General features: G+C 74.4%; 19 protein-coding genes, 1 tRNA gene and 1 pseudogene. 12 read left to right on the forward strand and 9 right to left on the reverse strand.

Annotated features, from left to right (window positions below):
- Positions 1-1,175 (forward strand): RecB family exonuclease (locus tag CXY01_RS20450; protein WP_146931712.1); only part of this gene is annotated, 1,175 nt, incomplete at its 5' end.
- The gene (locus CXY01_RS20455) at positions 1,172-4,846 is read left to right on the forward strand and encodes an ATP-dependent helicase (RefSeq protein ID WP_146931716.1); all 3,675 of its coding nucleotides are present in this window, start codon (positions 1,172-1,174) and stop codon (positions 4,844-4,846) included. The genes CXY01_RS20450 and CXY01_RS20455, both read left to right, overlap by 4 nt.
- A 72-nt stretch (positions 4,847-4,918) precedes the next feature.
- On the opposite strand, the gene CXY01_RS20460 is transcribed toward CXY01_RS20455, so the two are convergent.
- Positions 4,919-5,617: a tyrosine-protein phosphatase gene (locus CXY01_RS20460; RefSeq protein WP_146931719.1), complete on the reverse strand. Its 699-nt coding sequence runs from the start codon at positions 5,615-5,617 to the stop codon at positions 4,919-4,921.
- Positions 5,614-6,561, reverse strand: a complete 948-nt coding sequence (locus CXY01_RS20465) for a phosphotransferase (RefSeq protein WP_146931722.1) — start codon at positions 6,559-6,561, stop codon at positions 5,614-5,616. The genes CXY01_RS20460 and CXY01_RS20465 overlap by 4 nt, the downstream gene beginning before the upstream one ends.
- Positions 6,562-6,691: 130 nt before the next feature.
- Between CXY01_RS20465 and nudC the strand changes: the two genes are divergently transcribed.
- Positions 6,692-7,672 carry an NAD(+) diphosphatase gene (gene nudC, locus CXY01_RS20470; protein WP_307724418.1) on the forward strand — a complete coding sequence of 327 codons (981 nt, stop codon included), beginning with the start codon at positions 6,692-6,694 and terminating at the stop codon, positions 7,670-7,672.
- Here the strand turns inward: nudC and CXY01_RS20475 are convergent.
- A complete protein-coding gene (locus tag CXY01_RS20475) occupies positions 7,665-7,925 on the reverse strand; it encodes a mycoredoxin (RefSeq protein ID WP_056024557.1) in 261 nt (86 codons plus the stop codon). The genes nudC and CXY01_RS20475 overlap by 8 nt on opposite strands.
- Before the next feature lie 163 nt (positions 7,926-8,088).
- Here CXY01_RS20475 and CXY01_RS20480 point away from each other — a divergent pair, with 163 nt between their 5' ends.
- The 3 genes from CXY01_RS20480 (at position 8,089) to CXY01_RS20490 (ending at position 10,943) form a co-directional block, all read left to right on the forward strand.
- Positions 8,089-10,089 (forward strand): ATP-dependent helicase, encoded by a 2,001-nt coding sequence (locus tag CXY01_RS20480; RefSeq protein ID WP_146931726.1) that lies wholly within the window; start codon positions 8,089-8,091, stop codon positions 10,087-10,089.
- Between the two features lie 149 nt (positions 10,090-10,238).
- Positions 10,239-10,448: a hypothetical protein gene (locus tag CXY01_RS20485; RefSeq protein WP_146931729.1), complete on the forward strand. Its 210-nt coding sequence runs from the start codon at positions 10,239-10,241 to the stop codon at positions 10,446-10,448.
- A gap of 141 nt (positions 10,449-10,589) precedes the next feature.
- The gene (locus CXY01_RS20490) at positions 10,590-10,943 is read left to right on the forward strand and encodes a WhiB family transcriptional regulator (RefSeq protein ID WP_146931732.1); all 354 of its coding nucleotides are present in this window, start codon (positions 10,590-10,592) and stop codon (positions 10,941-10,943) included.
- Between the two features lie 7 nt (positions 10,944-10,950).
- Here CXY01_RS20490 and CXY01_RS20495 read toward each other — a convergent pair whose 3' ends face one another.
- Positions 10,951-11,973 (reverse strand): thiamine biosynthesis protein ThiF, encoded by a 1,023-nt coding sequence (locus tag CXY01_RS20495; RefSeq protein ID WP_146931735.1) that lies wholly within the window; start codon positions 11,971-11,973, stop codon positions 10,951-10,953.
- Between the two features lie 131 nt (positions 11,974-12,104).
- A complete protein-coding gene (locus CXY01_RS20500; RefSeq protein WP_146844118.1) occupies positions 12,105-12,263 on the reverse strand; it encodes a DUF5679 domain-containing protein in 159 nt (52 codons plus the stop codon).
- A 191-nt stretch (positions 12,264-12,454) separates the two neighbouring features.
- Between CXY01_RS20500 and CXY01_RS20505 the strand changes: the two are divergent.
- Positions 12,455-12,965, forward strand: a pseudogene (locus CXY01_RS20505) (SprT-like domain-containing protein); the annotation flags it as partial.
- A gap of 415 nt (positions 12,966-13,380) precedes the next feature.
- On the opposite strand, the gene CXY01_RS20510 reads toward CXY01_RS20505, so the two are convergent.
- Positions 13,381-14,781, reverse strand: coding sequence for a zinc-dependent metalloprotease (locus CXY01_RS20510; RefSeq protein WP_146931738.1), 1,401 nt, complete (start codon positions 14,779-14,781; stop codon positions 13,381-13,383).
- 65 nt (positions 14,782-14,846) lie between these two features.
- Here CXY01_RS20510 and CXY01_RS20515 point away from each other — a divergent pair, with 65 nt between their 5' ends.
- Both CXY01_RS20515 and CXY01_RS20520 read left to right on the forward strand, forming a co-directional pair.
- Positions 14,847-15,941, forward strand: a complete 1,095-nt coding sequence (locus CXY01_RS20515) for an NAD-dependent epimerase/dehydratase family protein (RefSeq protein ID WP_146931741.1) — start codon at positions 14,847-14,849, stop codon at positions 15,939-15,941.
- A 35-nt stretch (positions 15,942-15,976) separates the two neighbouring features.
- Positions 15,977-17,083: a YlbL family protein gene (locus tag CXY01_RS20520; RefSeq protein WP_146931744.1), complete on the forward strand. Its 1,107-nt coding sequence runs from the start codon at positions 15,977-15,979 to the stop codon at positions 17,081-17,083.
- A gap of 1 nt (position 17,084) precedes the next feature.
- On the opposite strand, the gene CXY01_RS20525 is transcribed toward CXY01_RS20520, so the two are convergent.
- Complete coding sequence (locus CXY01_RS20525; RefSeq protein ID WP_146931747.1) at positions 17,085-17,639, reverse strand: PPA1309 family protein; 555 nt, start codon at positions 17,637-17,639, stop codon at positions 17,085-17,087.
- A gap of 157 nt (positions 17,640-17,796) precedes the next feature.
- On the opposite strand from CXY01_RS20525, the gene CXY01_RS20530 reads away from it, so the two are divergent.
- Both CXY01_RS20530 and CXY01_RS20535 read left to right on the forward strand, forming a co-directional pair.
- Positions 17,797-20,805: a UPF0182 family membrane protein gene (locus CXY01_RS20530; RefSeq protein ID WP_146931750.1), complete on the forward strand. Its 3,009-nt coding sequence runs from the start codon at positions 17,797-17,799 to the stop codon at positions 20,803-20,805.
- 98 nt (positions 20,806-20,903) lie between these two features.
- A tRNA-Met gene (locus CXY01_RS20535) sits at positions 20,904-20,977 on the forward strand.
- A gap of 64 nt (positions 20,978-21,041) precedes the next feature.
- Here CXY01_RS20535 and ligD read toward each other — a convergent pair.
- Entirely contained in the window at positions 21,042-22,007 is a 966-nt protein-coding gene (gene ligD, locus CXY01_RS20540; RefSeq protein WP_146931753.1) for a non-homologous end-joining DNA ligase, read from the reverse strand.
- 42 nt (positions 22,008-22,049) lie between these two features.
- A complete protein-coding gene (locus CXY01_RS20545; protein ID WP_146931756.1) occupies positions 22,050-22,877 on the reverse strand; it encodes a PhzF family phenazine biosynthesis protein in 828 nt (275 codons plus the stop codon).
- A 198-nt stretch (positions 22,878-23,075) separates the two neighbouring features.
- On the opposite strand from CXY01_RS20545, the gene CXY01_RS20550 reads away from it, so the two are divergent.
- Positions 23,076-23,927, forward strand: a complete 852-nt coding sequence (locus tag CXY01_RS20550; RefSeq protein ID WP_146931759.1) for a hypothetical protein — start codon at positions 23,076-23,078, stop codon at positions 23,925-23,927.
- The last annotated feature ends 4 nt before the right edge of the window (positions 23,928-23,931 follow it).

The following is a 23,931-nucleotide window of genomic DNA, read 5'->3' on the forward strand; positions in this document are numbered from 1 at the left end:
CGCCCGCCGCCACGGACGACGCCGAGGCGGCGGCCGCCGCGCGGGACGCGGTGCTGGCCGACGAGCTGCGGTCGTTCGCCGTCGCCTGCTCGCGCGCCCGCCGGTCGCTGCTGGTGACGGCGGTCGACGACGCGGACCAGCAGCCGTCCCCGTTCCTCGAGCTGGTGGACCCCTCGGACGACGAGGGGGAGACCCGGCGCACGAGCGTGCCGGCTCCGCTGGACCTGCGTGGCCTCGTCGCGCAGCTGCGGGCGCACCTCGAGCAGGCGGCGGTCGACGGCGTCGAGCCCGACCCTGCCGCGGCGCGGACGCTCGCGCGGCTGGCAGCCGCCGACGTGCCGGGTGCGGACCCGGCGCAGTGGTACGGCCTCGCCGAACCGTCGAGCGAGGCGCCCCTGTGGGACGCGGGCACCCGGGTGCCGGTCTCCCCGTCGAAGGTGGAGACCGCCCAGCGCTGCGCCTTGCGATGGGCGCTGGAGGCGGCGGGCGGGACCTCGTCCGCCAGCGGTGGGCAGAACCTCGGCACCCTGCTGCACGCCATCGCGCAGGAGCACCCACGCGGCACGGAGGCCGAGCTGTCCGCGGCGCTCGACCGGCGGTGGGCGGAGCTCGGGCTCGGCGCCGGGTGGCCGGCGCTGGCCACCCGGCGCAAGGCGGACACGATGGTGCGCCGGCTCGCCGGGTACCTGCGCGGTGCGGGTGAGCCGCTGCTGGTGGAGGGGGCGTTCGCGGTGGACACCGACCGGGCGTCGCTGCGCGGGTCGGTGGACCGCATCGAGCTGGTCGAGGACGGGTCCGCCGGGCCGGTCGTCCGTGTGGTGGATCTCAAGACCGGCGCCAGCCCGCCCAGCGTGAGCAAGGCCGCGGAGAACCCGCAGCTGGGCGCCTACCAGCTCGCGGTGGACGCCGGCGCGTTCGACGGCCTCCCCGAGGGGTCGACGAGCGGTGGCGCGCAGCTCGTGTTCCTCGGCACGGGGGCCGCCGCGGTGACCCGCTCCCAGGAGCCGCTCGGGCCCGAGGCCGACGGACCGAGCTGGGCGCGGACCATGGTGGACCAGGTGGCCGACAAGATGGCCGCGTCGACGTTCGAGGCGACCGCCAACGACCTGTGCGACCGCTGCCCGGTGCGGCGCTCGTGCCCGGTCCGCGGTGAGGGCGGACAGGTGGTCGCATGACGCTCTCCGCCGCACAGATCGCCGCCCTGGTGGGTCAGCCACCGCCGACGCCGGAGCAGCGCGTCGTCATCGAGGCGCCCCTCGGCCCGTCGCTGGTCGTGGCCGGCGCGGGCTCGGGCAAGACCGAGACCATGGCGGCCCGGGTGGTCTGGCTGCTGGCCAACGGCATCGTCGAGCCCGAGCAGGTCCTCGGTCTGACGTTCACGCGCAAGGCGGCCGGGGAGCTGGCCGAGCGGGTGCGCAAGCGCCTGCGCACGCTCGCCCGCGCGGCAGCCGCCGAGGGTCTGGTGCTCGGCGGGACCGTCGACGCTGCCCGGACCGACGGGCTGGCGGGCCTGGCGCGGCCGACGATCTCCACGTACAACTCGTACGCGGCCTCCCTGGTGTCCGACCACGCGCTGCGGCTCGGCCTCGACCCGTCGGCCCGGCTGCTCGGCGAGGCAGCGCAGTGGCAGCTCGCGTCCGAGGTGGTCGAGGCGTGGAGCGACGACCTCGACACCGACGCCGCCACCTCCACGGTGATCGAGGCGGTGCTCACCCTCTCGGGCGCGCTGGACGAGCACCTGCTCGACGCGGCCGACGCCCGGTCCGGGATCGAGGAGATCCTCGACGCGCTCGCCGCCACCCCACCCGGCACGCCGCCGCGCGAGCCGTACGCGGAGGTCAAGAAGCTGCTGCGCTCGCTGGGGGAGCGCGTGCGCGTCCTCGAGCTCGTCGCCGAGTACCGCGCCCGCAAGCGGGCTGCCGACGCGATCGACTTCGGTGACCAGGTGGCCCTCGCGGCGCGGCTCGCGCTCGACGTGCCCGAGGTGGGTGCAGGCGAGCGACGCAGGTTCCGGGTGGTGCTCCTCGACGAGTACCAGGACACCTCCCACGCCCAGCTCACCCTGCTCGGCGCGCTGTTCGGCGGCGGGCACCCGGTGACCGCCGTCGGCGACCCGAACCAGTCGATCTACGGGTGGCGCGGAGCGAGCGCGGGCGGTCTGGAAGGGTTCCCCACGTCCTTCCCGCAGGTCCACCCGGACGGCAGCCGCTCGCCGGCCGACGTGCACCAGCTCTCGACGTCGTGGCGCAACGACCGCCTGATCCTCGCGGCGGCCAACCACGTCGCCGCACCGCTGCGCGCGTCCGCCACCCGCGTGGCGGTGCCCGTGCTCACCGCCCGGCCGGGCGCCGGTGACGGGCGGGTGCATGCGCACGTCGCCGAGACGGTCGAGGACGAGGCGCGTGCCGTCGCGACGTTCGTCCGCGACCGCTGGCAGCCCGCCGGCCCCGGCCGTGACCGGGTGACCGCGGCGGTGCTCTGCCGCAAGCGGTCCCAGTTCGAGACGCTGCGCCGGGCTCTCCGGGACGCCGGTCTGCCGGTCGAGGTGGTGGGCCTCGGCGGGCTGCTGTCGGCGCCGGAGGTGGTCGACCTCGTCGCGCTCCTGCAGACCGCCCACGACCCGTCCCGGGGCGACGCGCTCATGCGCCTGCTGACGGGCGCCCGCACCCGGCTCGGCGCCTCGGACCTGCACGCGCTCGCGGCCTGGTCCGGTGAGCTGGCCGCACGCCACGGCGGCGCCGGGCGAGCCCGGGACCGCGGTCCGGTGCTCGTCGTGCCCACCGGCGCCGACGAGTCCACCCGCGCCGACGTGCCCGCCGGAGCGGAGGTTCTCGTCGAGGCGGACGCGGTCGACGAGCGCAGCATCGTGGACGCGCTCGACGCGATCACCGAGCTCCCCGCCGAGGGCTGGACGAGCCGGGGCGGCAGGACGCTGAGCGCGGTCGGGCGGGCGCGGCTGGCCGACCTCGCGATGACGCTGCGGGCGCTGCGCGCGCACAGCTACCTCTCCGTCCCGGAGCTTGTCGGCGAGGCCGAGCGGCTCCTGGGGCTCGACATCGAGGTCGCCGCACGCGCGCGCACCTCACCCGGTCGGGCGCGCGCGCAGCTGGACGCGTTCCGGGACGTGGCCGTCGAGTTCGCGCGCTCGGCGGACCACCCCAACCTCGGCGGCTTCCTCGCCTGGCTCGAGGCGGCGGACACCCGCGAGAACGGCCTCGACATGCCGGTCTCGGAGCCCGATCCCGACGCGGTGCAGCTCATCACGGTGCACGCCGCCAAGGGCCTCGAGTGGGACGTCGTCGCCGTCGCAGGTCTGGTCGACGGCGGGCTGCCGGCCACCGCGACCCAGGGCAAGGACGGCCCGAAGGACTCGGCGTGGCTGACGGGGCTCGGCTCGCTGCCGTACCCGCTGCGCGGTGACCGCCACGACCTGCCCGTGTTCGCGTACGCCGGTGCCGACGACCCCAAGGAGCTGGAGGAGCGGCGCAAGCAGTTCGTGCTCGACGCGGGGGACCACCAGGTCGCCGAGGAGCGACGGCTCGCCTACGTCGCGCTGACCCGTGCCCGCTCGGACCTGCTGCTCACCGCGGCGTGGTGGGGCGACGGCACCCGGGTGCGCAAGGTGTCGGTCTTCCTGACGGAGCTCGCCGAGGCGGGACTCGTGGAGACGGCGGGCTGGGACGATGCGCCCGACGACGCAGGCACCAACCCGCGCGCCTCGCTGGTGCTCACGGCGACGTGGCCGGCGGACCCTTTCGGGGCCGAGGCCGGCGCGACCCGGCGCACGCACGTCCAGGACGCGGCCGCTCGCGTACGCGCAGCAATGGCCGAGGGCACCGCTGTCGCCACGACGTCGGCGCCGGACCCCGCGGGCGGCACGTCCGACGGTGTGGTCGGCACGCTCGACCCCGCGCCCGGCCACTCCGCTGGTGCCCCTGGCGGTGCCGCTCCTGTGGCCGGCCGCGCCGTGGACGTGCCGGAGCCGCACCCCTGGGACGTGCTCGCCGACCGGTTGCTCGCGGAGCGCGAGCGGGTGCGGACACCGTCGGGGGAGGTGGAGCTGCCCGCACACCTGTCGGCGTCGGCGCTGGTGAGGCTGGAGAGCGACCCGGGGGAGTTCGCCGCGCACCTGCGCCGGCCGGTCCCGGCCGAACCGTCCCCGCAGGCCCGGCGCGGCACCCGGTTCCACGCGTGGGTCGAGGGCTGGTACGGCAGCGCCTCCCTGGTGGACGTGGACGCGCTGCCGGGTGCCGACGACGACTCGACGTCGCTCGACCTGGACGAGCAGGCGCTCCGGGACGCGTTCCTGGCGACGGAGTGGGCGAACCGGGCGCCCGTCGCGGTCGAGGTCGACATCGAGATCTCCGTCGACGGCTACGTGCTCCGCTCCCGGATCGACGCGGTCTTCCCGGACCCGGCAGCGGGCGCGGTCGAGGCGGGCGAGCCCGCCGCGGTGGTCGTCGTCGACTGGAAGACCGGGGCACCCCCGAAGGACGAGGCGGCCCGGGCGTCGCGTGAGCTCCAGCTGGCCGTCTACCGGCTCGCGTGGTCACGGTGGACCGGGACGCCGCTGGCCCGGGTGCGCGCGGCGTTCTGCTACGTCGGTGCCGGCGCGACCGTGTACCCGGAGCGGCTGCTGGACGAGGACGAGATCACCGCGCTGCTGCGGTCCGCCACCCAGGCGCAGGAACCGCAGGGCGCCGGGGTGGTCGAGCCGCGGACCAACCGCCGCGGTCCGCGGTCGAACGTGCCCACGCGGCGCCGCCCCGGCTGGGAGGGGACGAACGCCGCTCCCTCGCGGCGGCCGGTGCAGACCGCTGCACCCACGCTCTTCGACACCGACTGAGCGAGCGCGTGATCGGGGTCGGACGTCGGCCCCTCGATCGAGGAGCGGAGCGCGCTCGACGGAGCGGTCGGCTCAGTCGAGGAGGCGCGACCGGATCCTGGCGAGCTCGTCGGCGGACATGCCGTGCGCGGTCAGGTAGCCGGCGACGTCGAGGTCGGTCAGGAGCGCCCGGAGGTGACCCGTGACCTCGGCCAGGCGCGCACCGAGCTCGTCGTCGGTGCGTGCGGTCTCGTCGCCCAGCCCGGCCCGGGCGTAGTCGTTCATCGCGACCACCGCGCAGGCGTAGTCCTCGACGATCACGTCCTGCGGCACCCCGACCAGCGACAGCAGGAGCGCCGTGACCAGGCCGGTCCGGTCCCGACCGGCCGAGCAGTGGATGACGACGGCGCCGTCGGATGCGTCCGCGACGGCGCGCAGGGCGGCGACGACGAGCTCGGGCCATGTCTCGAGGTTCGCCCGGTAGTACTCCGGCGAGTCCAGCACGTGACCCCAGCGCGCCATGAAGTCGCGGTCCTCCCAGACCTCGACGGGGCGGTGGTGCCGGGTCACCCCCGCCGGCAGCCGGAGCGGCTCGATCTCGTGGGGGTTGCGCAGGTCGACGATCGTCCGGACCCCCGCGTCGGCCAGCTGGGTCCAGCCGCGCTCGTCGAGCCCGTCCAGGCGCGGCGTGCGGAAGACGCGTCCGGGCCGGGTGGGCGTGGACGCGGTCGGGAGGCCACCGAGGTCGCGCGCGTTGTGCAGACCGCCCCAGCCGACGGAGCGGTCGGTCACGCCAGGAGCGACTCGCTCGCGGCGGCCTGGTCCTCACGCGTGTGGGCGTCGAGGTCCTCCAGCATGGCGACGGCGTCGTCGATGATCTCGGGGTCCTGCGTCCGCACCCCGTAGAGCAGCCACCGGGCCAGGGCGAGCTCGCCGGCGAGGAGGGCGCGGTCGGCCAGGTGCGGGTCGGTGAGCTCGGTCCGGCGCAGCTGGTACGCCTCCATGATCGAGTCGGTGGTGTCCGGGTGGGCCGCGACCAGGAGCCAGGCGAGGTCGTCGGCCGGGTCCGCCACGCAGGCGTCACCCCAGTGCAGGATGCCGGTGACCCTGTCGCCGCGGACGAGCACGCGCTCGCTGGTGAGGTCGCCGTGGATGACGGTCGGGCGGAAGCGCCAGAGGGCGACGTCCTCGAGCCGGTCCTCCCAGCGCCGCAGCAGGGCGGGTGGGACCTTGCCGGTCCGTGCCGCCTCGTCGACCTCGGCCTGGCGGCGCGCGCGATACTCGCCGGCGTCGTAGGCGGGCAGGCCGGCGTTCTCGACGAGCGCGGTCGGCAGCTCGTGCACCGCGGCGATGGCGCGACCGAGGTCGGCCGCGAGGCCGGGACCCGGGGTCAGGCGGTCCAGCCGGAGCGGCTCGCCGGGGATCTCGGTGTGCACGGCGGCGCGCCCGCCCTCGGGCAGGTGGGCGAAGCCGACGGGTGCGGGGACGGCGAAGGGCAGCTTCCCGCGCTCGGCCTCGGCCGCGAGCATGGCGAGGAGGACTACCTCCGCCTCGAGCGCGGCACCGGCCGCGGCGTGCTGCGGTGCGCGGACGACCCACCGGTTGCGGTGGGCGTCGATCACGACCGCGGTGTCGAAGTCGGAACCGGGCTGGGCGGGCCGTCGCACGTCGAAGGCGTCGAGTCCCGGCACGGCGACGGTCGCCAGCGCGGCGAGGGCGAGAGGGGATCGAACCACGTGCCCAGGATAGGCGGGCCGTGGAGCCGTCTCGGCCGAGCCGCACGGCGTGTCTTCGCCCGATTGCTCCCCTCACCACCGAGGGGGCGCCCGCGCGCAGGGTGTGTCACCGGCGCGTACGGTGACCGGCGTGATCGTTCCGGATGACCTGCCGCTGTCCCGTGCCGGCGTCGACCGTGCCGCCCTGTCGCGGACCGAGGACGGGTTCGTCGACGCGGCGCTGACCCAGGACGCCACGCGCGTGCTGCTCGTCTGCGACGGCGCCGTCGTCACCGCGGCGGGGTCCGGTCTCGCGCTGTTCGGGCCCACGCAGCTCCCGGTCCCCACGACGGGCGACGACGGGTGGCTCCTCCTCGGCCGCGGCGACGAGGGCGAGGCGTACCTGGCGTGGCGGGTCCCGGACCGCCGCCCGGCACCTCGCGTGGGCGAGGCGTCCGACGTCCTGGTCCATGCGGCGCCGGCCGAGACGGAGCCCGCACCGGCACGGAGCCTTCCCGACGGGCTCGGGTGGACGCTCCTGCGCGACGTCGGCGCGGACCTGACCGCGCACGAGGCCGGGCTGGCCACCACGGCCGTCGCCCTGGACGCCTGGCACGCCCGGCACCCGCGCTGCCCCCGCTGCGGGGCGGCGACCCGGGTCGCGCAGTCCGGGTGGTCGCGGATCTGCGTCGAGGACGGCTCGGAGCACTACCCGCGCACCGACCCCGCGGTGATCATGGCGGTCGTCGACGCCGACGACCGGATCCTGCTCGGGCACGCGGCGCACTGGGCGGCGGGCCGCTGGTCGACGCTGGCGGGCTTCGTCGAGGCCGGGGAGTCGCTGGAGCACGCCGTGCGTCGCGAGGTGGCCGAGGAGACGGGCGTGCTCGTCGGCGAGGTCTCCTACCGCGGGAGCCAGCCGTGGCCGTTCCCGGCGTCGCTCATGGTCGGCTTCCGCGCCGTCGCCACGTCCACCGACGTGACGGTGGACGGCGTGGAGCTGACCGAGGCGCGCTGGTTCTCCCGCGCGGAGCTCGCCGCGGCCGTGCGGGCGGGCGACGTCATCCCACCGGGACGCGCGTCGATCGCGCGGGCGCTGGTGGAGGAGTGGTTCGGCGGACCGCTCAGCTGAGCCGGTCGCGCACCTGGGCGAGCGAGGGGTTCGTCGCCGCGGACCCGTCGGGGAACACGACCGTGGGCACCGTCTGGTTGCCGCCGTTGAGGGACTCGACGAGCGACGCCGCGTCGGCGTGCTCCTCGATGTTGACCTCGGTGTAGCCGATCCCTGCCGAGTCGAGCTGCGTCTTGAGCCGGCGGCAGTAGCCGCACCACGTGGTGGAGTACATCGTGATGGTGCCGGCGTCGGGCAGCGTCTGCGTGGTCATCGGTCCCTCGTGGTCGGTGCGGTCAGATGGGGCGAGATCGTCGCCCGGGGGAAGTAACGCCCGCGCCGGCGGGGATCTTCCCCGGTGGCACGGACGGGTGACGGTACCGGACGTGCACAGGCCGGCGACGAGCGTGTCGGCCGGTGCTGAGAGACTGTGCCCGATGTCCGCCGAAGCCCTCCTGGACGCCCTCGACCCCGAGCAGCGTGCCGTCGCCACCACGCTCCGGGGACCCGTGCGCGTGCTCGCCGGAGCGGGGACGGGCAAGACGCGCGCGATCACGCACCGGATCGCCTACGGCATCCAGGTCGGGGCCTACCGCCCCACCAACGTGCTGGCCGTGACGTTCACCGCCCGCGCGGCCGGGGAGATGCGGACGCGCCTGCGGCTGCTCGGCGCGCCCGGGGTGCAGGCGCGCACGTTCCACGCGGCCGCGCTGCGGCAGCTCGGCTTCTTCTGGCCCAAGGTCGTGGGTGGTCCGCCGCCGCGGATCCTGGAGCAGAAGGTCAAGCTCGTCGCGCACGCCGCGCAGCTGGTGGGGATCGAGACGGACCGCGAGAGCGTGCGGGACCTGGCGTCCGAGATCGAGTGGGCCAAGGTCAGCCTGGTCACGGCGGACGACTACGCGAAGGCCGCCGCGGCGACGGACCGCCCCGGCCCGGGCGGCACCGACCCGCAGTCGGTGGCGCGCCTGATGGTGGCGTACGAGTCGGCCAAGGACCAGCAGGGCGTCATCGACTTCGAGGACGTGCTGCTCCTGCTCGCCGCGATGCTGGCCGAGCGGCGGGACGTCGCCGACTCCGTCCGGGAGCAGTACCAGCACTTCGTCGTCGACGAGTACCAGGACGTCAGCCCGCTCCAGCAGTACCTGCTCGACCAGTGGCTGGGGGGCCGCCAGGAGCTGTGCGTCGTCGGGGACCCGAGCCAGACCATCTACTCGTTCGCCGGTGCGACGGCCCACCACCTGAGGTCGTTCACCAGCACCTACCCGCGCGCGACGACGGTGGAGCTGGTCCGGGACTACCGCTCGACCCCGCAGGTGGTGTCGCTGGCCAACCACGTCATGCACGCGTCCCGCAAGGCGGGCGGACCGGCCCCCCTGGAGCTGCGGGCCCAGCGACCGGACGGCCCGGACGTCACCTACGTGACCTACCCGGACGACGAGGCCGAGGCCGCGGGGGTCGCCGACGCGATCGCGACCCTGGTGCGCGGCGGTGTCGCGGCGGCCGACGTCGCGGTGCTGTTCCGGACCAACGTGCAGTCGGAGGCGTTCGAGGCCGCGCTGGCCGACCGGGGCATCGCGTACCAGGTGCGCGGGAACGCCCGCTTCTTCGCGCGCGCGGACGTGCGCAAGGCCATGGTGCTGCTGCGCGGCGGCGCGCGTGCTGCCGACCCCGGCACGCCGATGCCGGACTCCGTCCGGGACATCCTGCGCAGCGCGGGCTGGACCGAGACGCCGCCGGAGGGTCGGGGAGCCGGTCGCGAGCGCTGGGACGCCCTGCAGGCGCTCGTGTCGCTCGCCGACGCGCTCGCCGCCGCCCCACCGACCGGCGACGGGCCGCCCACCGTCTCCGACCTCGTCGCCGAGCTCGACGAGCGCGCCTCGGCGCAGCACGCCCCGACCGTCGAGGGCGTGACGCTCGCGTCGCTGCACGCCGCCAAGGGTCTCGAGTGGGACGCGGTGTTCCTCGTCGGGCTGTCGGACGGTCTGCTGCCGACCGTCCAGGCGCAGACGGATGCGGCGGTGGCCGAGGAGCGGCGGCTGCTCTACGTCGGGATCACCCGTGCGCGCGAGCACCTGCAGCTGTCGTACTCCCGAGCGCGTCACCCGAGGGCGCGCGCGAACCGGGGGGTGTCGCGGTTCCTCACCGACCTGTGGCCCGACGAGCGGCGCCGTCCGGGCGTCCCGCGGCGCGACCTCGACGCTCGCCAGCAGGCGGTGGTCGACGGGCTGACGGCGTGGCGGGACGCGCACGCCGCCCAGGTGCGGCGTCAGCCGGCGTCCATCCTGACCAGCGCGACCATCCGCGCCATCGCGGAGCGGTGCCCCCGCACCCTGGAGGAGCTCGGCGGCATCCGCGGGGTGGGTCCGATGACGCTCGCGGACGTCGGTGAGGACGTCCTGGCAGCGGTGCGCGCGACGGTGCGGGAGCCCGCTCGCTGAGCCGATCGGGGGATGGCGGAAACTCGTCGACGAAAGTTCGTTTATTCGGTTGTCCCCCGTGTGAGCCCGGTTCTAGTCTGGGCGACGTCCTTGTTGAGGGATCACGCCGGAAGGCGCAGGTCCGAGCCGGAGAGGGGGTGGGTGCACCGATGAACACAAAGATCCAGACGCCGGACGCTGTCGCGTTCCTGCCGCGATCTGTCGCGCCCACCATGTTCTGGCTCCACGGGATCGCTCTGCCCATCGGCGGCAGCGCCCTCGCGCCCATCGGCGGCGGGGCCCTGGCGCCCATCGGCGGCTCGAAGCGTCGCACGGCGACCGATCCCCGCACGTACCTCACCCGGACTCCCATGATCTGACCTCACCTCGAGGCACAGGCCGCGGAGTCCGAACTCGGACCCGCGGCCTTTCTGTTTCTCCCGATGAGTCGGGTGGACGGGTTGGCAGTCGGTCCGGCACCGACGCAACACGCTCACCAGCAAGGACATCAGGAGGACATCGTGCGGCTCACGACGCTGCTCGACACGGTGAACCAGGGCGGATCCGGCCCGTGGCCCGTCACCGACAGCACTTCGACGACCGACGACCGCCAGACGTTCGACCAGCTCGTCGCCGACTTCATCCCGTGCCGGTCCAACGACCCCGAGCTCTGGTTCGCCGAGCGGACCGCCGAGGTCGAGCAGGCCAAGGCCCTGTGCCGCGAGTGCCCGCTGATGGAGGGGTGCCTGGCAGGCGCCATCGACCGCGCCGAGCCGTGGGGCGTGTGGGGTGGCGAGGTGTTCGTCGGCGGTGTGGTGGTCGCGACCAAGCGTGGTCGTGGCCGTCCCCGGAAGAACGCAGTACCCGCGGCCTGACGGTCGGTCAGTCCAGCCCGGCGCCCACCAGGGACGCCGGGAGGGCGGTGCACCCGCACTCCGGGTGCACCGCCCACGTGCGTCTGCGGGGGACCGCGTCGGGCAGGGCCACCTCGAAGGTGGTGCCGGGCGCGAGGCCGGGGACCCGGTCGAGGTGCGCGAGCACGGCCGCGGTGCCGAGGCCGGCGCAGACCGCGGCGACCTGTCCCGACTCGTCGGCGACCCCGCCGGCGTGCAGCTGTGCGGCGACGGCGGGCCACGACGGGTCCGCGTCCGCGCGGTGCAGGTCGAGGCAGCGCAGGCACGGGCCGGCACCGGGCACGACGAACGGGCCGACCACGGTGTCCGCCTCACGGACGACGACACCGAGGTGGACGGTGCCGCCTGCGACGAGCACGGGTCCACGTCCCGGGTCCGCCACCCCGTCCTCGACGAGGACGACGACGTCGGGGTTCCGGTCCGACGTGGTCGACACGTGCGGGGCGACGTCGCGCAGCAGCCGGGCCGTCACGTGCCCGCGTACCGAGCCGGCGTCGGCCCACCGGTACCCGCACAGGCCGACGTCGGCCGAGCGCACGGGTCGATCGTCCTCCACGAGCAGGGTGCCCACCCCCGCAGCCGCGAGCCCGACCGTGATGCCGAGCCCCGTCGGGCCCAGCCCGAGGACGGCGACCACCCGCTCGCCGCGTGCCCGGACGACCCCCTCGCCGTCCCCGTCCGCACGCAGCAGGGACCACACGGCGGCGTCCACCGCTGCCGGCCCGCGCAGGAGCGACCGCGGTGGGCCGTCGACCGTGAGCCGCGCCTCGACCAGCACGTCGACCAACGCGCGCACCCGGTCCGGGTCGACGTCCCGTCCGGCCGCCAGGCGCTCCACCGGGGACAGGTCGGTGCGCGCGTCGACGGAGCGCAGCAGCGCCACCTCGGCTCGGGTGAGGCCGGGGAGCCGGACCGCCCAGCGGTGGTCGGTGCCCACCTGGACCTCGGTGTCGGTGCGTCGCAGCACCCGCAGCCCGGCACGCAGTCGCATGGAGCCCCCTTCAGGACGAGGCCGTCACTCTGGCAGCGTCCGCCGAGATCCCGTGCGCGTCGTCCACAGCTGCCGGGCATGCCGAAGGGCACCGTCCGGACGGACGATGCCCTTGGGCGACGAGGTGGTGCTCAGGCCTTGCCGAGGATCCGGTTGAGCTTGGTGCCGCAGACCGGACAGACGGCCTTGGCCATCCTGCGACCGGACTCGGAGACGACGACGTCACCCTCGGCCTGACGCTTCTCCTTGCACTTCACGCAGTAGAACTCGCCTGCATATGTCTCAGCCATCGGGGCCCTCCCTGGTGTCCTGCACCGGACCGGGGAACCGCCGGCCGGCGGCCGGGCGTGGTGGTGCTGCCACGCCCGCGCGACCTTCACAGTAGTAGCCGAGGCACCCGCAGCCCGCGGAATCGTGCAGGACGCGCCGTGCGTCCGTGCGGGAACGGGGTCGCGTGGGCGTCCCGCGCTAGCGTTCTTCCGTGCAGCCGACGCAGGACCTGTCGCAGGTGGAGATCCGCCGCTCACGCAAGCGCGTGCGCACGGTGACCGCCTGGCGCGAGGGCGATCGGACCATCGTGGCCATCCCCGCGCGGTTCACGCGCGCGCAGGAGCACGAGTGGGTGCGTCGGATGCTGGCCCGCCTCGCGGCGCAGGAACGGCGGCGGCGTCCGTCGGACGACGAGCTGATGTCGCGCGCGACCGAGCTCTCGACCAGGTACCTGGGCGGGGTGGCGCGTCCGACGACGGTGCGGTGGTCCACCAACCAGGGTCGACGGTGGGGTTCCTGCACGCCGTCGGACGGCACCATCCGGATCTCCGACCGCGTGCGAGGCATGCCGCGGTGGGTGCTCGACTACGTGCTGCTGCACGAGCTGGCGCACCTGCTGCACGCCGGGCACGGACCGGAGTTCTGGGCCGTGCTCGACGCGTACCCGCGCACCCTGCGCGCCCGTGGGTTCCTCGAGGGCTACGCGTACGCGACCGAGCGTGGCCTGCCGACGCCGTCGGACGAGACCGGGACGGACGAGGACGAGCCGACGGACGAGGTCGACGACGTCGGGACGGACGAGCCGGACGTCGTCGTCGTCGCCGACGAGGTGGACATCGAGGACGAGGTGAATATCGACGACGGCGTGGACCTCGACGACGGCGTGGACCTCGACGGTCTCGCCGCCGCCGGACCCGTCGGGCAGCTGGAGCTCGAGCTGGACGAGCTGGCGCCCGATCCGCGGGCCTGAGGTCCCGCCGGGCGCGGCACCAGCGACGTCGCGACGAGGTTCGGCCCGGCCGGTGCCCGCCGAGCAGGATCCTGACCTGACATCAGCCTGGTGCAGTCCGGGGCGGCAGCGCGATCGGCGTCGGCAGGGCGTCGGCGACGGCGGCTCGGGTGCCGCCAGCCGGTCGCTCAGCCGGTGGGGCCGGCGTTCGGGTCCTCGCCCAGGATCTCCGCCAGGGCGCGGTCCACCTCGGCGGCGTCGTCGACCGCCGTCGCCCGCCGGGACGCGTAGCCGGACGGGTCGTCGAGGTCCTCGGTGCCGGGCAGCAGGTCGGGGTGGTCCCAGACGGCGTCCCGCGCGGCCGCGCCGTTGTCCCGGGTGATCTGCGCCCACAGCGCCGCCGCGTCGCGCAGGCGGCGGGGGCGCAGCTCGAGGCCGACGAGGTTGGCGAACGTCTGCTCGGCCGGCCCTCCGGCGGCACGCCGGCGGCGGATCATCTCGCGCAGCGCCATCGTGTGCGGCAGGTGGGGGAGCGCGGCCGCGGCGGTGACCTCGTCGACCCAGCCCTCGACGAGGGCGAGCGCCGTCTCGAGCCGCTCGAGCGCGGCCTTCTGCGCGGGCGTGGTGTGCGGCGCGAAGACGCCGCCCGACAGCGCCTGCTGGAGTGCCGCGGTGTCGGTCACGTCGATCGAGCGCACGGCCTCCTCGAGCTGGTCGGCGTCGATGGTGATCCCGCGCGCGTAGGCCTCCACGGTGGCGAGCAGGTGGGCGCGCAGCCACGGCACGTGCGTGAACAGGCGGGTGGCCGCGGCCTCGCGCAGCGCGAGGAAGAGCCGGACCTCGTCGGCCGGCGCGTCGAGCCCCTCGGCGAACGCGTCGACGTTGGCGGCCACCAGGGCGGGCGCCGGCCGGTCCAGCAGCGGCAGCCCGATGTCGGTGGTGCCGAACACCTCGTGCGCGAGGGTGCCGGCGGCCTGGCCCACCTGCATGCCGAAGACGGCCGACCCGAGCTGGCGCAGGAGCTGGCCGGGGTCGATCCCGCCGGGCAGCGCGAGGTCCTCGGGCGCTCCCTCGGGCAGCGCGCCGCCGAGGGCGCCGACGAGGGCGACCGACAGGGACGACGCCACGGGCTCGGTCAGCGTCCGCCACGTCGGGAGGGTCGCCTCGACCCACTCCGCACGGCTCCATGCCCGCGGGACGCCGGTCGACGGCGGCAGGTCCGTGGCGGCGTCGAGCCACAGCTCCGCGACGGCGAGCGCGTCGAGGACCTGGCGCGTCTGAGCGGTCGTCAGGGACGGGTCGCCGCCGGCGGCGGCCTGCTGGCGGGCGAGGTCGTGCGCCATCTTCCAGTTGACCGGGTCGTCCCCGGACGCGGCGAGCAGGGACTGGACCTGCGCGAACACCTGCTGGAGGGCCGCGGGGTCGTCGGGCAGTCCGGAGGCTGCCGCCATCGCGCCGGGGTCGAAGCCGCGCTCCTGGAGCTCCCGGATCGCCTCGTCGGCGCCGTCACCCAGCATCGCCCGCATCACCTGCTCCCAGGCGGGCACGCCACCATCTGCTCCCGGGACTGCAGAGTTGTCGGGGCTCACGAGGACCTCCTGCGACGATAGGGCCGGCTGCGAACCACGGTAACCGCGCAGCACAGGAACGAGGGATGGTGGGCGAGCAGATTCGCTCAGGGCGCAGCACCGGGCACGGTGGCCTGTCGACGGGATCCGCGGACGCGGCACGACCGGGGGAGCCGACCGACGAGGTCGTCGTCGTCGGTCGCGGACCGATCGCGTCCGCGGTCGCCGCCGCCTGGGGCGAGCACGCCCGGATCGTCGAGGAGCTCCCGGCGGACCGGCCGCAGGACGCGCTGGCCGGCGCCACGGTCGTGGTGCTCGTCGCGCACCCGGGCGACCTGCTCGCCTCGCCGGTCAAGGGCCGCCGCGAGCGTGAGGCGGCCGTCGTCGCGCACACGCAGCGCGTGCTGGCCTCCGCCCGGGCCGTCGGTGCCCGGCACGTCGTGGCGGTCGGGTCGGCCGTCGTGCACGGCGCGTGGGCCGACCGTCCCGTGATCCACGACGCCGACCCGCTCCCGCGTGCCGACGAGGCCGCCCGGGAGGGCCTGGTCGGTGACCTCCTCGCCGCCGAGGCCGTGCTGGAGCGTGCCCGGCGCCGCAAGGCCCCGCTCGTCACCGTGCTGCGCCCGGCGGCGGTCGTCGGCGCCGGGGTCGACACCTTCGTGACCCGGCACTTCGAGGCGCCGCGCCTGCTGACGGTCCGTGGTGCCGTCCGGCAGTGGCAGCTGGTGCACGTCGAGGACGTCGCGGCCGCGGCCAGGTTCGCCGTGGAGCACCGGCTGGCCGGCGTCCTGACCGTCGGCGCGGACGACGTGCTCGAGCCGGCCGCGGTCGAGGCCGCCGCCGGGATGCGCAGGATCGAGCTGGCCGCGGCGACGGCCTTCGGCACCGCCGAGCGGCTGCACCGCGTGGGCGTGCTGCCCGCGCCGGCCTCCGAGCTCGCGTTCGTCGTGTACCCCTGGACCGTCGCGTCCGACCGGCTGCGCGAGGCGGGCTGGGCCCCGCGCTGGTCGAGCGTCGAGTGCCTGGACGTGCTGCTCGAGGGCGTCCAGGGCCGGGTCGCGGTGGCGGGGCGCCGCGTCGGCACCCGTGACGCGGCGGCCCTCGGGGCGGCCGGTGCGGCGGTGGCCCTCATCGGCACGGCGGCCGTGTGGCGCCAGGCGCGCACCCGGCGGCGGCCGTGAACGACGGCGGCGCCGACTCGGGGGATGATGTGGGCGTGCTCGACCAGCCCACCTCGCCGTCCGACGTCGACGACGCCTCCGGCCAGCCGGAACGCATCAGTCCTCGGTCGGTGACCCTGTCGCTGGGCATGATGCTGACGGCGCTGCTGCTCGCGGTCCTCGTGGTGCTGCCCGTCCCGTACGCCATCAGCAGCCCCGGGCCCACGCGTGACGTGCTGGGCGAGCACGACGGGACGCCGCTCATCCAGATCTCCGGCGCGGAGACCTTCGACTCGACCGGTGAGCTGCGGCTGACCACGGTCTCGGGCACGGGCGGACCGGGGTTCCCGTCGAGCGTCGTCGGCGTGCTCCAGGGCTGGCTCTCGCCCTGGGCCGTGGTGCAGCCCGTCGAGCTCCTGTACCCGCCGGACCGGACGCAGGACGAGATCGACGAGTCGAACACGGCGGAGATGGTCTCGTCGCAGGAGAACGCCACCGTCGCCGCGCTGACCGAGCTCGGCTACGAGGTGCCCGCGACGCTCGTGGTCGCGGGCACGGTCGAGGAGACCGACGCGGAGGGCAAGGTCGAGGAGGGGGACGTCATCGTCGCCCTCGACGGCACCGCGGTGCCCGACTACCAGTCGCTCATCGGGCTGCTCGGCGAGGTCGAGGCCGGGGACACCGTGACGCTCACCGTCCGGCGGCACGGGCAGTCGCTCGACATCCCGATCGTGACCACCGAGAAGCCCGACGGCGGTGCGCAGATCGGGGTCTTCATCGACCCGGCCTTCGACATGCCCGTGGACGTGACGATCAGCATCGACGACATCGGCGGTCCGAGCGCCGGCACGATGTTCGCGCTCGGCATCATCGACAAGATGACGCCGGAGGACGAGGCGAACGGCAAGGACATCGCGGGGACGGGCACCATCGACGTCACCGGCGAGGTCGGTCCGATCGGCGGCATCCGGCAGAAGCTCGCGGGCGCGACGCGGGACGGGGCGACCTGGTTCCTGGCCCCGGCCGCGAACTGCGCCGAGGTCGTCGACCACGTCCCGGACGGGCTGCAGGTCGTGCGCGTCGAGACCCTGCACGAGGCGCGCGAGGCGGTCACGGCGATCGGCGCGGGCACGACCGACGACCTGCCGACCTGCACCGGCTGACCTACTCCAGCGTGCTCCGCACCGCCGCGACGAGACCGGGCACCAGGTCCGGCCCCTGACCGACCTGGTCGGCGGTGTCGTTCGCCCGGCTGCGCACCGCGCACCAGGACGGGCCGTCGCGCAGCGCGGCGACGACGAGCCGCACGTCCTGGCGCTCCGGGTGGTTCAGCAGGTACTCGAGGGCGGCCTCGGTGTCCTGGGGCATCGCCTCCTCGGCCGCCGGCGGGAGCACGACGCGCTCGACCGTCACGGCCATCCCGTCCACGGTCGACGGCCAGGACAGCCCGGCGAGGAGCGTCTCGAGGTCCGGCGCGGCGGGGAGCTCCTCCTGCTCGACCGAGGTGAGGTGCCACGGCTGCGACCGGGCGGCGGCCAGCACCGACTCCTCGAGCTGCGCGGCGAGGCCGGGCTCGGTCCGCAGCATCTCCTGCGTGCGGACGAGTGCGAACACCCGCACCGGGCCGTCCCACCCGGACTCGGCGACGTGGTGCTCGATCTCGCGGACGGAATCACCGAGCGCAGCCAGTGCTGCCGGTTCACGGGTGGTCTCACTCACAGGTTCATCGTCGCATTCCTGTGGGAACCTGTGCCTCGACCGGCACGTTCTCCCGTGCGAGTGGCGTGCGTCCTGTGCACGTCGCCGGCACGGATGCGACCGAGCCGGCCGTGCTCAGCTGTACTCACCTGCTGCCGACGACGAGGACTGCCCCACCGTGACTTTCGGAAGCCCGCCGCCCCGCCCGAGCCCGGCGCGCCCGCGCCGACGCGGAGCGCTCGCCCCCACGCTCGTCGTCCTCGGGGTGCTCGTCGTCGCCGTGCTGATCCTGGCCCAGGTGTGGACCGAGGTCCTCTGGTACCAGCAGCTCGGCTTCGGCAACGTCATCCGGACCGAGTGGGGCACGCGCGCGGTCCTGTTCGTGCTCGGGTTCCTCGTCATGGGCGGCGCCGTCTGGTGGAGCCTGAACTTCGGCTACCGCTCGCGTCCGGTGTACGCGCCGTCCACGCAGGAGCAGGCGAACCTCGACCAGTACCGCGAGGCCATCGAGCCGCTGCGCCGGCTCGTCATGATCGTCGGCCCCGCCGTCCTCGGGCTCTTCGCCGGGGCCGCCGCGTCGCAGCAGTGGCAGACCATCCAGCTGTGGATGCACGGCGGGTCGGTCGGGAAGATCGACCCCCAGTACGGCATCGACCTGGGCTTCTACCTGTTCACGCTGCCGGGCCTGCGGTTCGTGGTCTCGTTCCTCATGGCGGTCGTCGTGCTGTCCGGCATCGGCGCGCTGGCCACCCAGTACCTCTACGGCGGCCTGCGCGTCGGCGGCCAGCGCGGCGGTGCGCCCCGCACGACGAGGGCGGCCCGCATCCAGCTGTCCGTCATCGCGGCCCTGCTCATGCTGCTCATCGCGGCGAGCTACTGGCTCGACCGGTTCTCGATCCTGACGAAGACGGGCCGCAAGTTCGCCGGCGCCTCGTTCACCGACGTGAACGCCGTCATCCCGTCCAAGGCGATCCTGGCGGGCATCGCGATCTTCGTCGCCGTGATGTTCATCGTCGCCGCGGTCCGCGGCAACTGGCGCCTACCCGCGATCGGTGTCGGCCTGATGGTCGTGGCGGCCGTGGCCGTCGGCGGCGTCTACCCCGCCGTGGTCCAGCGCTTCCAGGTGCAGCCGAACCAGCAGGACGCCGAGTCCGAGTTCATCCAGCGCAACATCGAGGCGACGCTCGAGGCGTACGACCTGGAGGACGTCGAGATCACCGAGTACGACGCCGAGGTGACGGCCGAGGCCGGTGCGCTGCGCGCCGACGCGGACACCACGGCGTCCATCCGCCTGCTCGACCCGCAGATCGTCAGCCCGTCGTTCAAGCAGCTCGAGCAGATCCGCGCGTTCTACGACTTCCCCGACTCGCTGTCGGTGGACCGGTACGAGATCGACGGGGAGAGCCGCGACACGGTGATCGCCGTCCGCGAGCTGTCGCTCGAGGGTCTCGACGCGCAGCAGCGCAACTGGACCAACGACACCACCGTCTACACCCACGGCTTCGGCGTCGTCGCCGCCTTCGGCAACACGACCGCCGGGCGCGGTGCCCCCGCCTTCTGGGAGGGCGGCATCCCGTCGCAGGGCCAGATGGGCGAGTACGAGCCGCGCATCTACTTCAGCCCGAAGGCTCCGCTGTACTCGATCGTCGGTGCGCCCGAGGGCACCCGGGCGTGGGAGCTGGACTACCCGGCCGACGACTCCGAGGGAGCGGTGAACAGCACCTTCCCGACGCAGGACGTGTCGGCGGGGCCGTCGATCGGCAACCCGCTGACCAAGCTCCTCTACGCCTTGAAGTTCGGCTCCGAGCAGATCCTCTTCTCGGACCGCGTGACCAGCGAGTCGCAGATCCTGTACGACCGTGACCCGCGCGACCGCGTGCAGAAGGTCGCCCCGTACCTCACCCTCGACGGCCGGGCGTACCCCGCCGTGGTCGACGGCCGGGTCAAGTGGATCGTCGACGGCTACACCACCTCGGACCAGTACCCCTACTCGGAGCCGCGGTCGCTCGACGACGCCACCACGGACTCGCTGACGGAGACCTCGGAGACGATCCAGGCGCTCCAGCCGAAGACGGCGAACTACATCCGCAACTCGGTGAAGGCCACGGTCGACGCCTACGACGGGTCGGTCACGCTGTACGCCTGGGACGCCGAGGACCCGATCCTCAAGGCGTGGGACTCGGTGTTCCCGTCGACGATCGAGCCCATGTCCGAGATCAAGGGCAGCCTCATGAGCCACCTGCGCTACCCCGAGGACCTGTTCAAGGTGCAGCGCGCGCTGCTGGCCCGCTACCACGTCACCGACGCCGGCCAGTTCTTCTCCGGCAACGACTTCTGGGCCAACCCGAACGACCCCACCAGCAGCGTCGCCGTCCCGCAGCCGCCGTACTACCTGACGCTGCGGATGCCCGACCAGGACGAGGCCAGCTTCTCGCTCATGTCGTCGTTCATCCCGACGGGTACCAACGCACGCAATGTGCTGACCGGGTATCTCGCGGTCGACGCCGAGGCGGGCAACGAGGACGGGAAGCCGGCGGCGGACTACGGCAAGATGCGCCTGCTCGAGCTGCCGCGCGACTCGACGGTGCCCGGCCCGGGTCAGGTGAACAACAACTTCGTCGCCGACCCCGAGGTGTCCAACGAGCTGAACATCCTCGGTCGTGGTGACTCGCAGGTCGTCCGCGGCAACCTGCTGACCCTCCCGATGGGAGGCGGCCTGCTCTACGTGCAGCCCGTGTACGTGCAGGCCCGGTCCGGCACCACGTTCCCGCTGCTGCAGCGCGTGCTCGTGGCGTTCGGCGAGGACATCGGGTTCGCGAGCACCCTCGACGGTGCCCTGGACCAGGTGTTCGGCGGCAACTCGGGCGCCGACGCCGGTGACGCCGGCACGGACCCGGACGCGGGCGGGACCCCGACGGGCGAGCCGACCGCCGAGCCGTCGGCGGAGCCGACCCCGGGACCGACCGACGGACCGACCGTGGCGCCGACCGACCCGGGTGCCGAGACCGGCACCGAGGCGACCGCGCGCGCGGACCTCGACCGGGCTCTGCAGCAGGCCAGCCAGGCCATCTCGGACAGCCAGTCGGCCCTGTCGCGCAACGACTTCGCCGCCTACGGCGAGGCCCAGCAGCGGCTCGACGCGGCCGTGCAGGCCGCCCTCGAGGCAGAGGCCCGGCTCGGCAGCTGACGCACGGGTCCCGGCCGGTGGAGGTGACGCACGCCACCACCGGCCGGGCGCCCGCGATTTGGTCCCCCCTGAGGGGTGAGGTAAGTTGTAACCACCGACGCGGGGTGGAGCAGCTCGGTAGCTCGCTGGGCTCATAACCCAGAGGTCGCAGGTTCAAATCCTGCCCCCGCTACAAGAAGACGAAGGCCCGGACCGTGAGGTCCGGGCCTTCGTCGTTCAGGCTGCTGACGACCGGCTCAGCCGTCGTCGTCCGGGGGAGCCGGGGCGCCCTCGCGCTCGTCGCGCTCGGCCCAGCCCAGCAGCGGCGCCAGGTCGAACACGGCGTGGTCGATGCCGGCATGGAGGTCGCCGAGCTCGGCGAAGCGCGCGGGGACGGTGCGCAGGGTGCAGTCGCGCGGGTCGACGGCGTCGATCTCGTCCCAGCGCAGGGGCGTCGACACCGTGGCGTCCGGAGTCCCGCGCACCGAGTAGGCCGACGCGATGGTGTGGTCGCGGGCGTTCTGGTTGTAGTCGACGAACACCAGCGAGGGGTCGCGGTCGCGCCGCCACCACGCGGTCGTGACGTCGTCCGGCGCACGGCGCTCCACCTCCCGCGCGAAGGCGAGCGCTGCCCGGCGCACGTCGCCGAACTCGTGCTCGGGCGCGACGCGGACGTAGACGTGCAGGCCCGAGCCGCCGGAGGTCTTCGGCCAGCCGACGGCGCCGAGCTCGTCCAGGACCTCGCGTGCCACGTGGGCCACCCGTCGGACGCGGTCGAACGGGCAGTCCGGCATCGGGTCCAGGTCGATGCGCCACTCGTCGGGGCGCTCGGTGTCGGCCCGGCGGCTGTTCCACGGGTGGAACTCGACCGTCGACATCTGCACCGCCCAGATCACGTGCGCCAGCTCGGTCACGCACAGCTCGTCGGCGGTGCGTCCGTAGCGGGGGAAGTAGACCTCGACCGTCTCCATCCACGGGGGAGCGCCGCGCGGCAACCGCTTCTGGTGCACCTTCTCGCCGGTGACGCCCGTCGGGTAGCGGTGCAGCATGCACGGGCGGTCGCGCAGCGCACGCACGATCCCGTCCCCGACGGCGAGGTAGTACGTCGCCAGGTCGAGCTTGGTCGCGCCGCTGGCGGGGAAGTAGACGCGGTCGGGGTTGGAGAGCCGCACGGTGCGGGACCCGACCTCGAGCTCGACGGCGGGTGAGCGGTCCGGGGTCATGCCTCATTCAAGCGTGCTGCGTGCGTCCCCACCGGCTGCTCGTCACATCTCCTCGGCGGTCCCCGTGACGCGGACGCGGCCGTCGCGAGGGACCTCCACGACGAGGGACGAGGGCCGACCGGCGTCCGCGCCCTGCTCGACCGTGAGGACCGTGGGCACGTCGACGTGGCCCCCCGCGCGCAGGTAGGCCCCGAGCCCGGCGGCCGCGGACCCGGTGGCCGGGTCTTCTCGGATCCCGCCGCGCGGGAACGGGTTGCGTGACGCGAAGTGCGTCTCCGACATCCGGTGGACGACCGGCACGGTGCCGTCCCAGCCCTCGCGGTCCTGCAGCCGCAGCAGCGCCTCCGCGTCGTGGTCGAGCCGTCCGAGCACGCCTGGGCGCACCGCGACGAGCGGGTGCAGGTTGCCGCCGTGCACCAGCGCGGGCGGGAGGAGGGGGTCGAGCGCTTCCCGGTCGAGCCGCAGCGCCGCCAGGAGCTGGTCGACGAGGTCACCGTGGAGCTCCTCGACCTCGGTGTCGACGGCCACCAGGGTGGCCCGGTCCGTGGTCACCTCGACGGGGACGAGTCCGGCGTTCGTCGTCAGCCGGACGACGGGCGCCGCGTCCCGGTGTCGCGCCAGTGCGACTCCCGACGCGATGGTCGCGTGCCCGCAGAAGGCGATCTCGGCGCGCGGGGTGAAGTACCGCACCCGTGCCGCGTCCTGCTCGATCGCGGTGAGGAACGCGGTCTCGCTGAACCCGAGCTCCGCCGCGATCCGTCGCATGTCCGCGTCGGACAGCTCCTCCGCGTCCATCACGACGCCGGCGGGGTTCCCCGACCGTTCGTCCGGCTCGACGGTGGTGAATGCGCGGTACCGCAGGATCTCCATCCACCGATTCTCCGTGCGGACCCGCGCGACCGCGATGGCCACCCGGACGGCTGTGGCCTTGCCGGCAGCCCGTCTCGCGGTGCCCGAGATCGGGTGTCCCGGCCCGGGCTGTGCTTCGATCGACGCACGACCGTGGAGCTCGTGCCCTGCCCGACGCAGCGGTCGACGTCCCACCCGCCGACGAAGGATGCACCCGCGATGACAGAGGCACGACCCCTCCCGTTCGGCACCAGCCCCGTGCCGTCGGACAGCCTGGAAATGGAACGGCGGATCACCCGGCTGCTGGAGTCCCTCGCGCAGCCCGGTGTGCGTGGTCTGGACGGGGTGAAGGTCGCGGTCGAGATCGACGGTCCCGACCTCGCATCCCTGCGCGTCGACGCGACGGGTGTCAGCGTCCAGGACCCCGGCGCGAGCGCGCGGTCGCTCCCGGTGGGCCCCGCCGACGTGGTGCGTCGTGAGCCGGGGACCGTCCGCTCGCTCGAGGTCGTCGGGCACCCGGTGACGGTCAGGGGCCTGCCCGCCCAGGTGGACGTGGCGGCGAGCGGCGTGGGCTTCGACTGGGTTGTCGGGGCCGACGGCCAGCTCTACGTCGAGGTGCGACCGCCGTCGGACGCGGCTCCGGCGGTGGGCACCGGTCGCGTCGCCGTGGCGCACAGAGCCCTGGTCGCCGCTGTCGAGGCGGCTCTGGGGGAGCTGCTCCAGGACAAGGGGTTCACGCTGACGGGGCTCGAGCTCGACCTGCAGAACCGGGGGCCGCGCGCGCTGGACGTGCGGGCGGACGCCAAGATCAAGCGCAGCTTCCTGCGGGCAGGGGTGACGGTGACCGCCTCCGCGTCGATCGACCGCTCCCTGGTCCTCGAGATCGGGGACGTGGCGATCTCCAGCAGCAACCCGGTGGTCGACGGCCTCATCGGGCCCTTCCGCTCGAGGGTCGCGGCCGAGGCCGGCCGGACGATCGACCTCGCGGCCCAGCTGCCTCCGGGCGTGCGGGTGTCCGACGTGAGCATCGAGGCGGGGGACGACGTAGTCGTCTCCGTGACGCTCGGCTAGCCGG

This window comes from Cellulomonas xylanilytica (genome assembly GCF_007989805.1).
Classification (GTDB): Bacteria; Actinomycetota; Actinomycetes; order Actinomycetales; family Cellulomonadaceae; genus Cellulomonas; species Cellulomonas xylanilytica.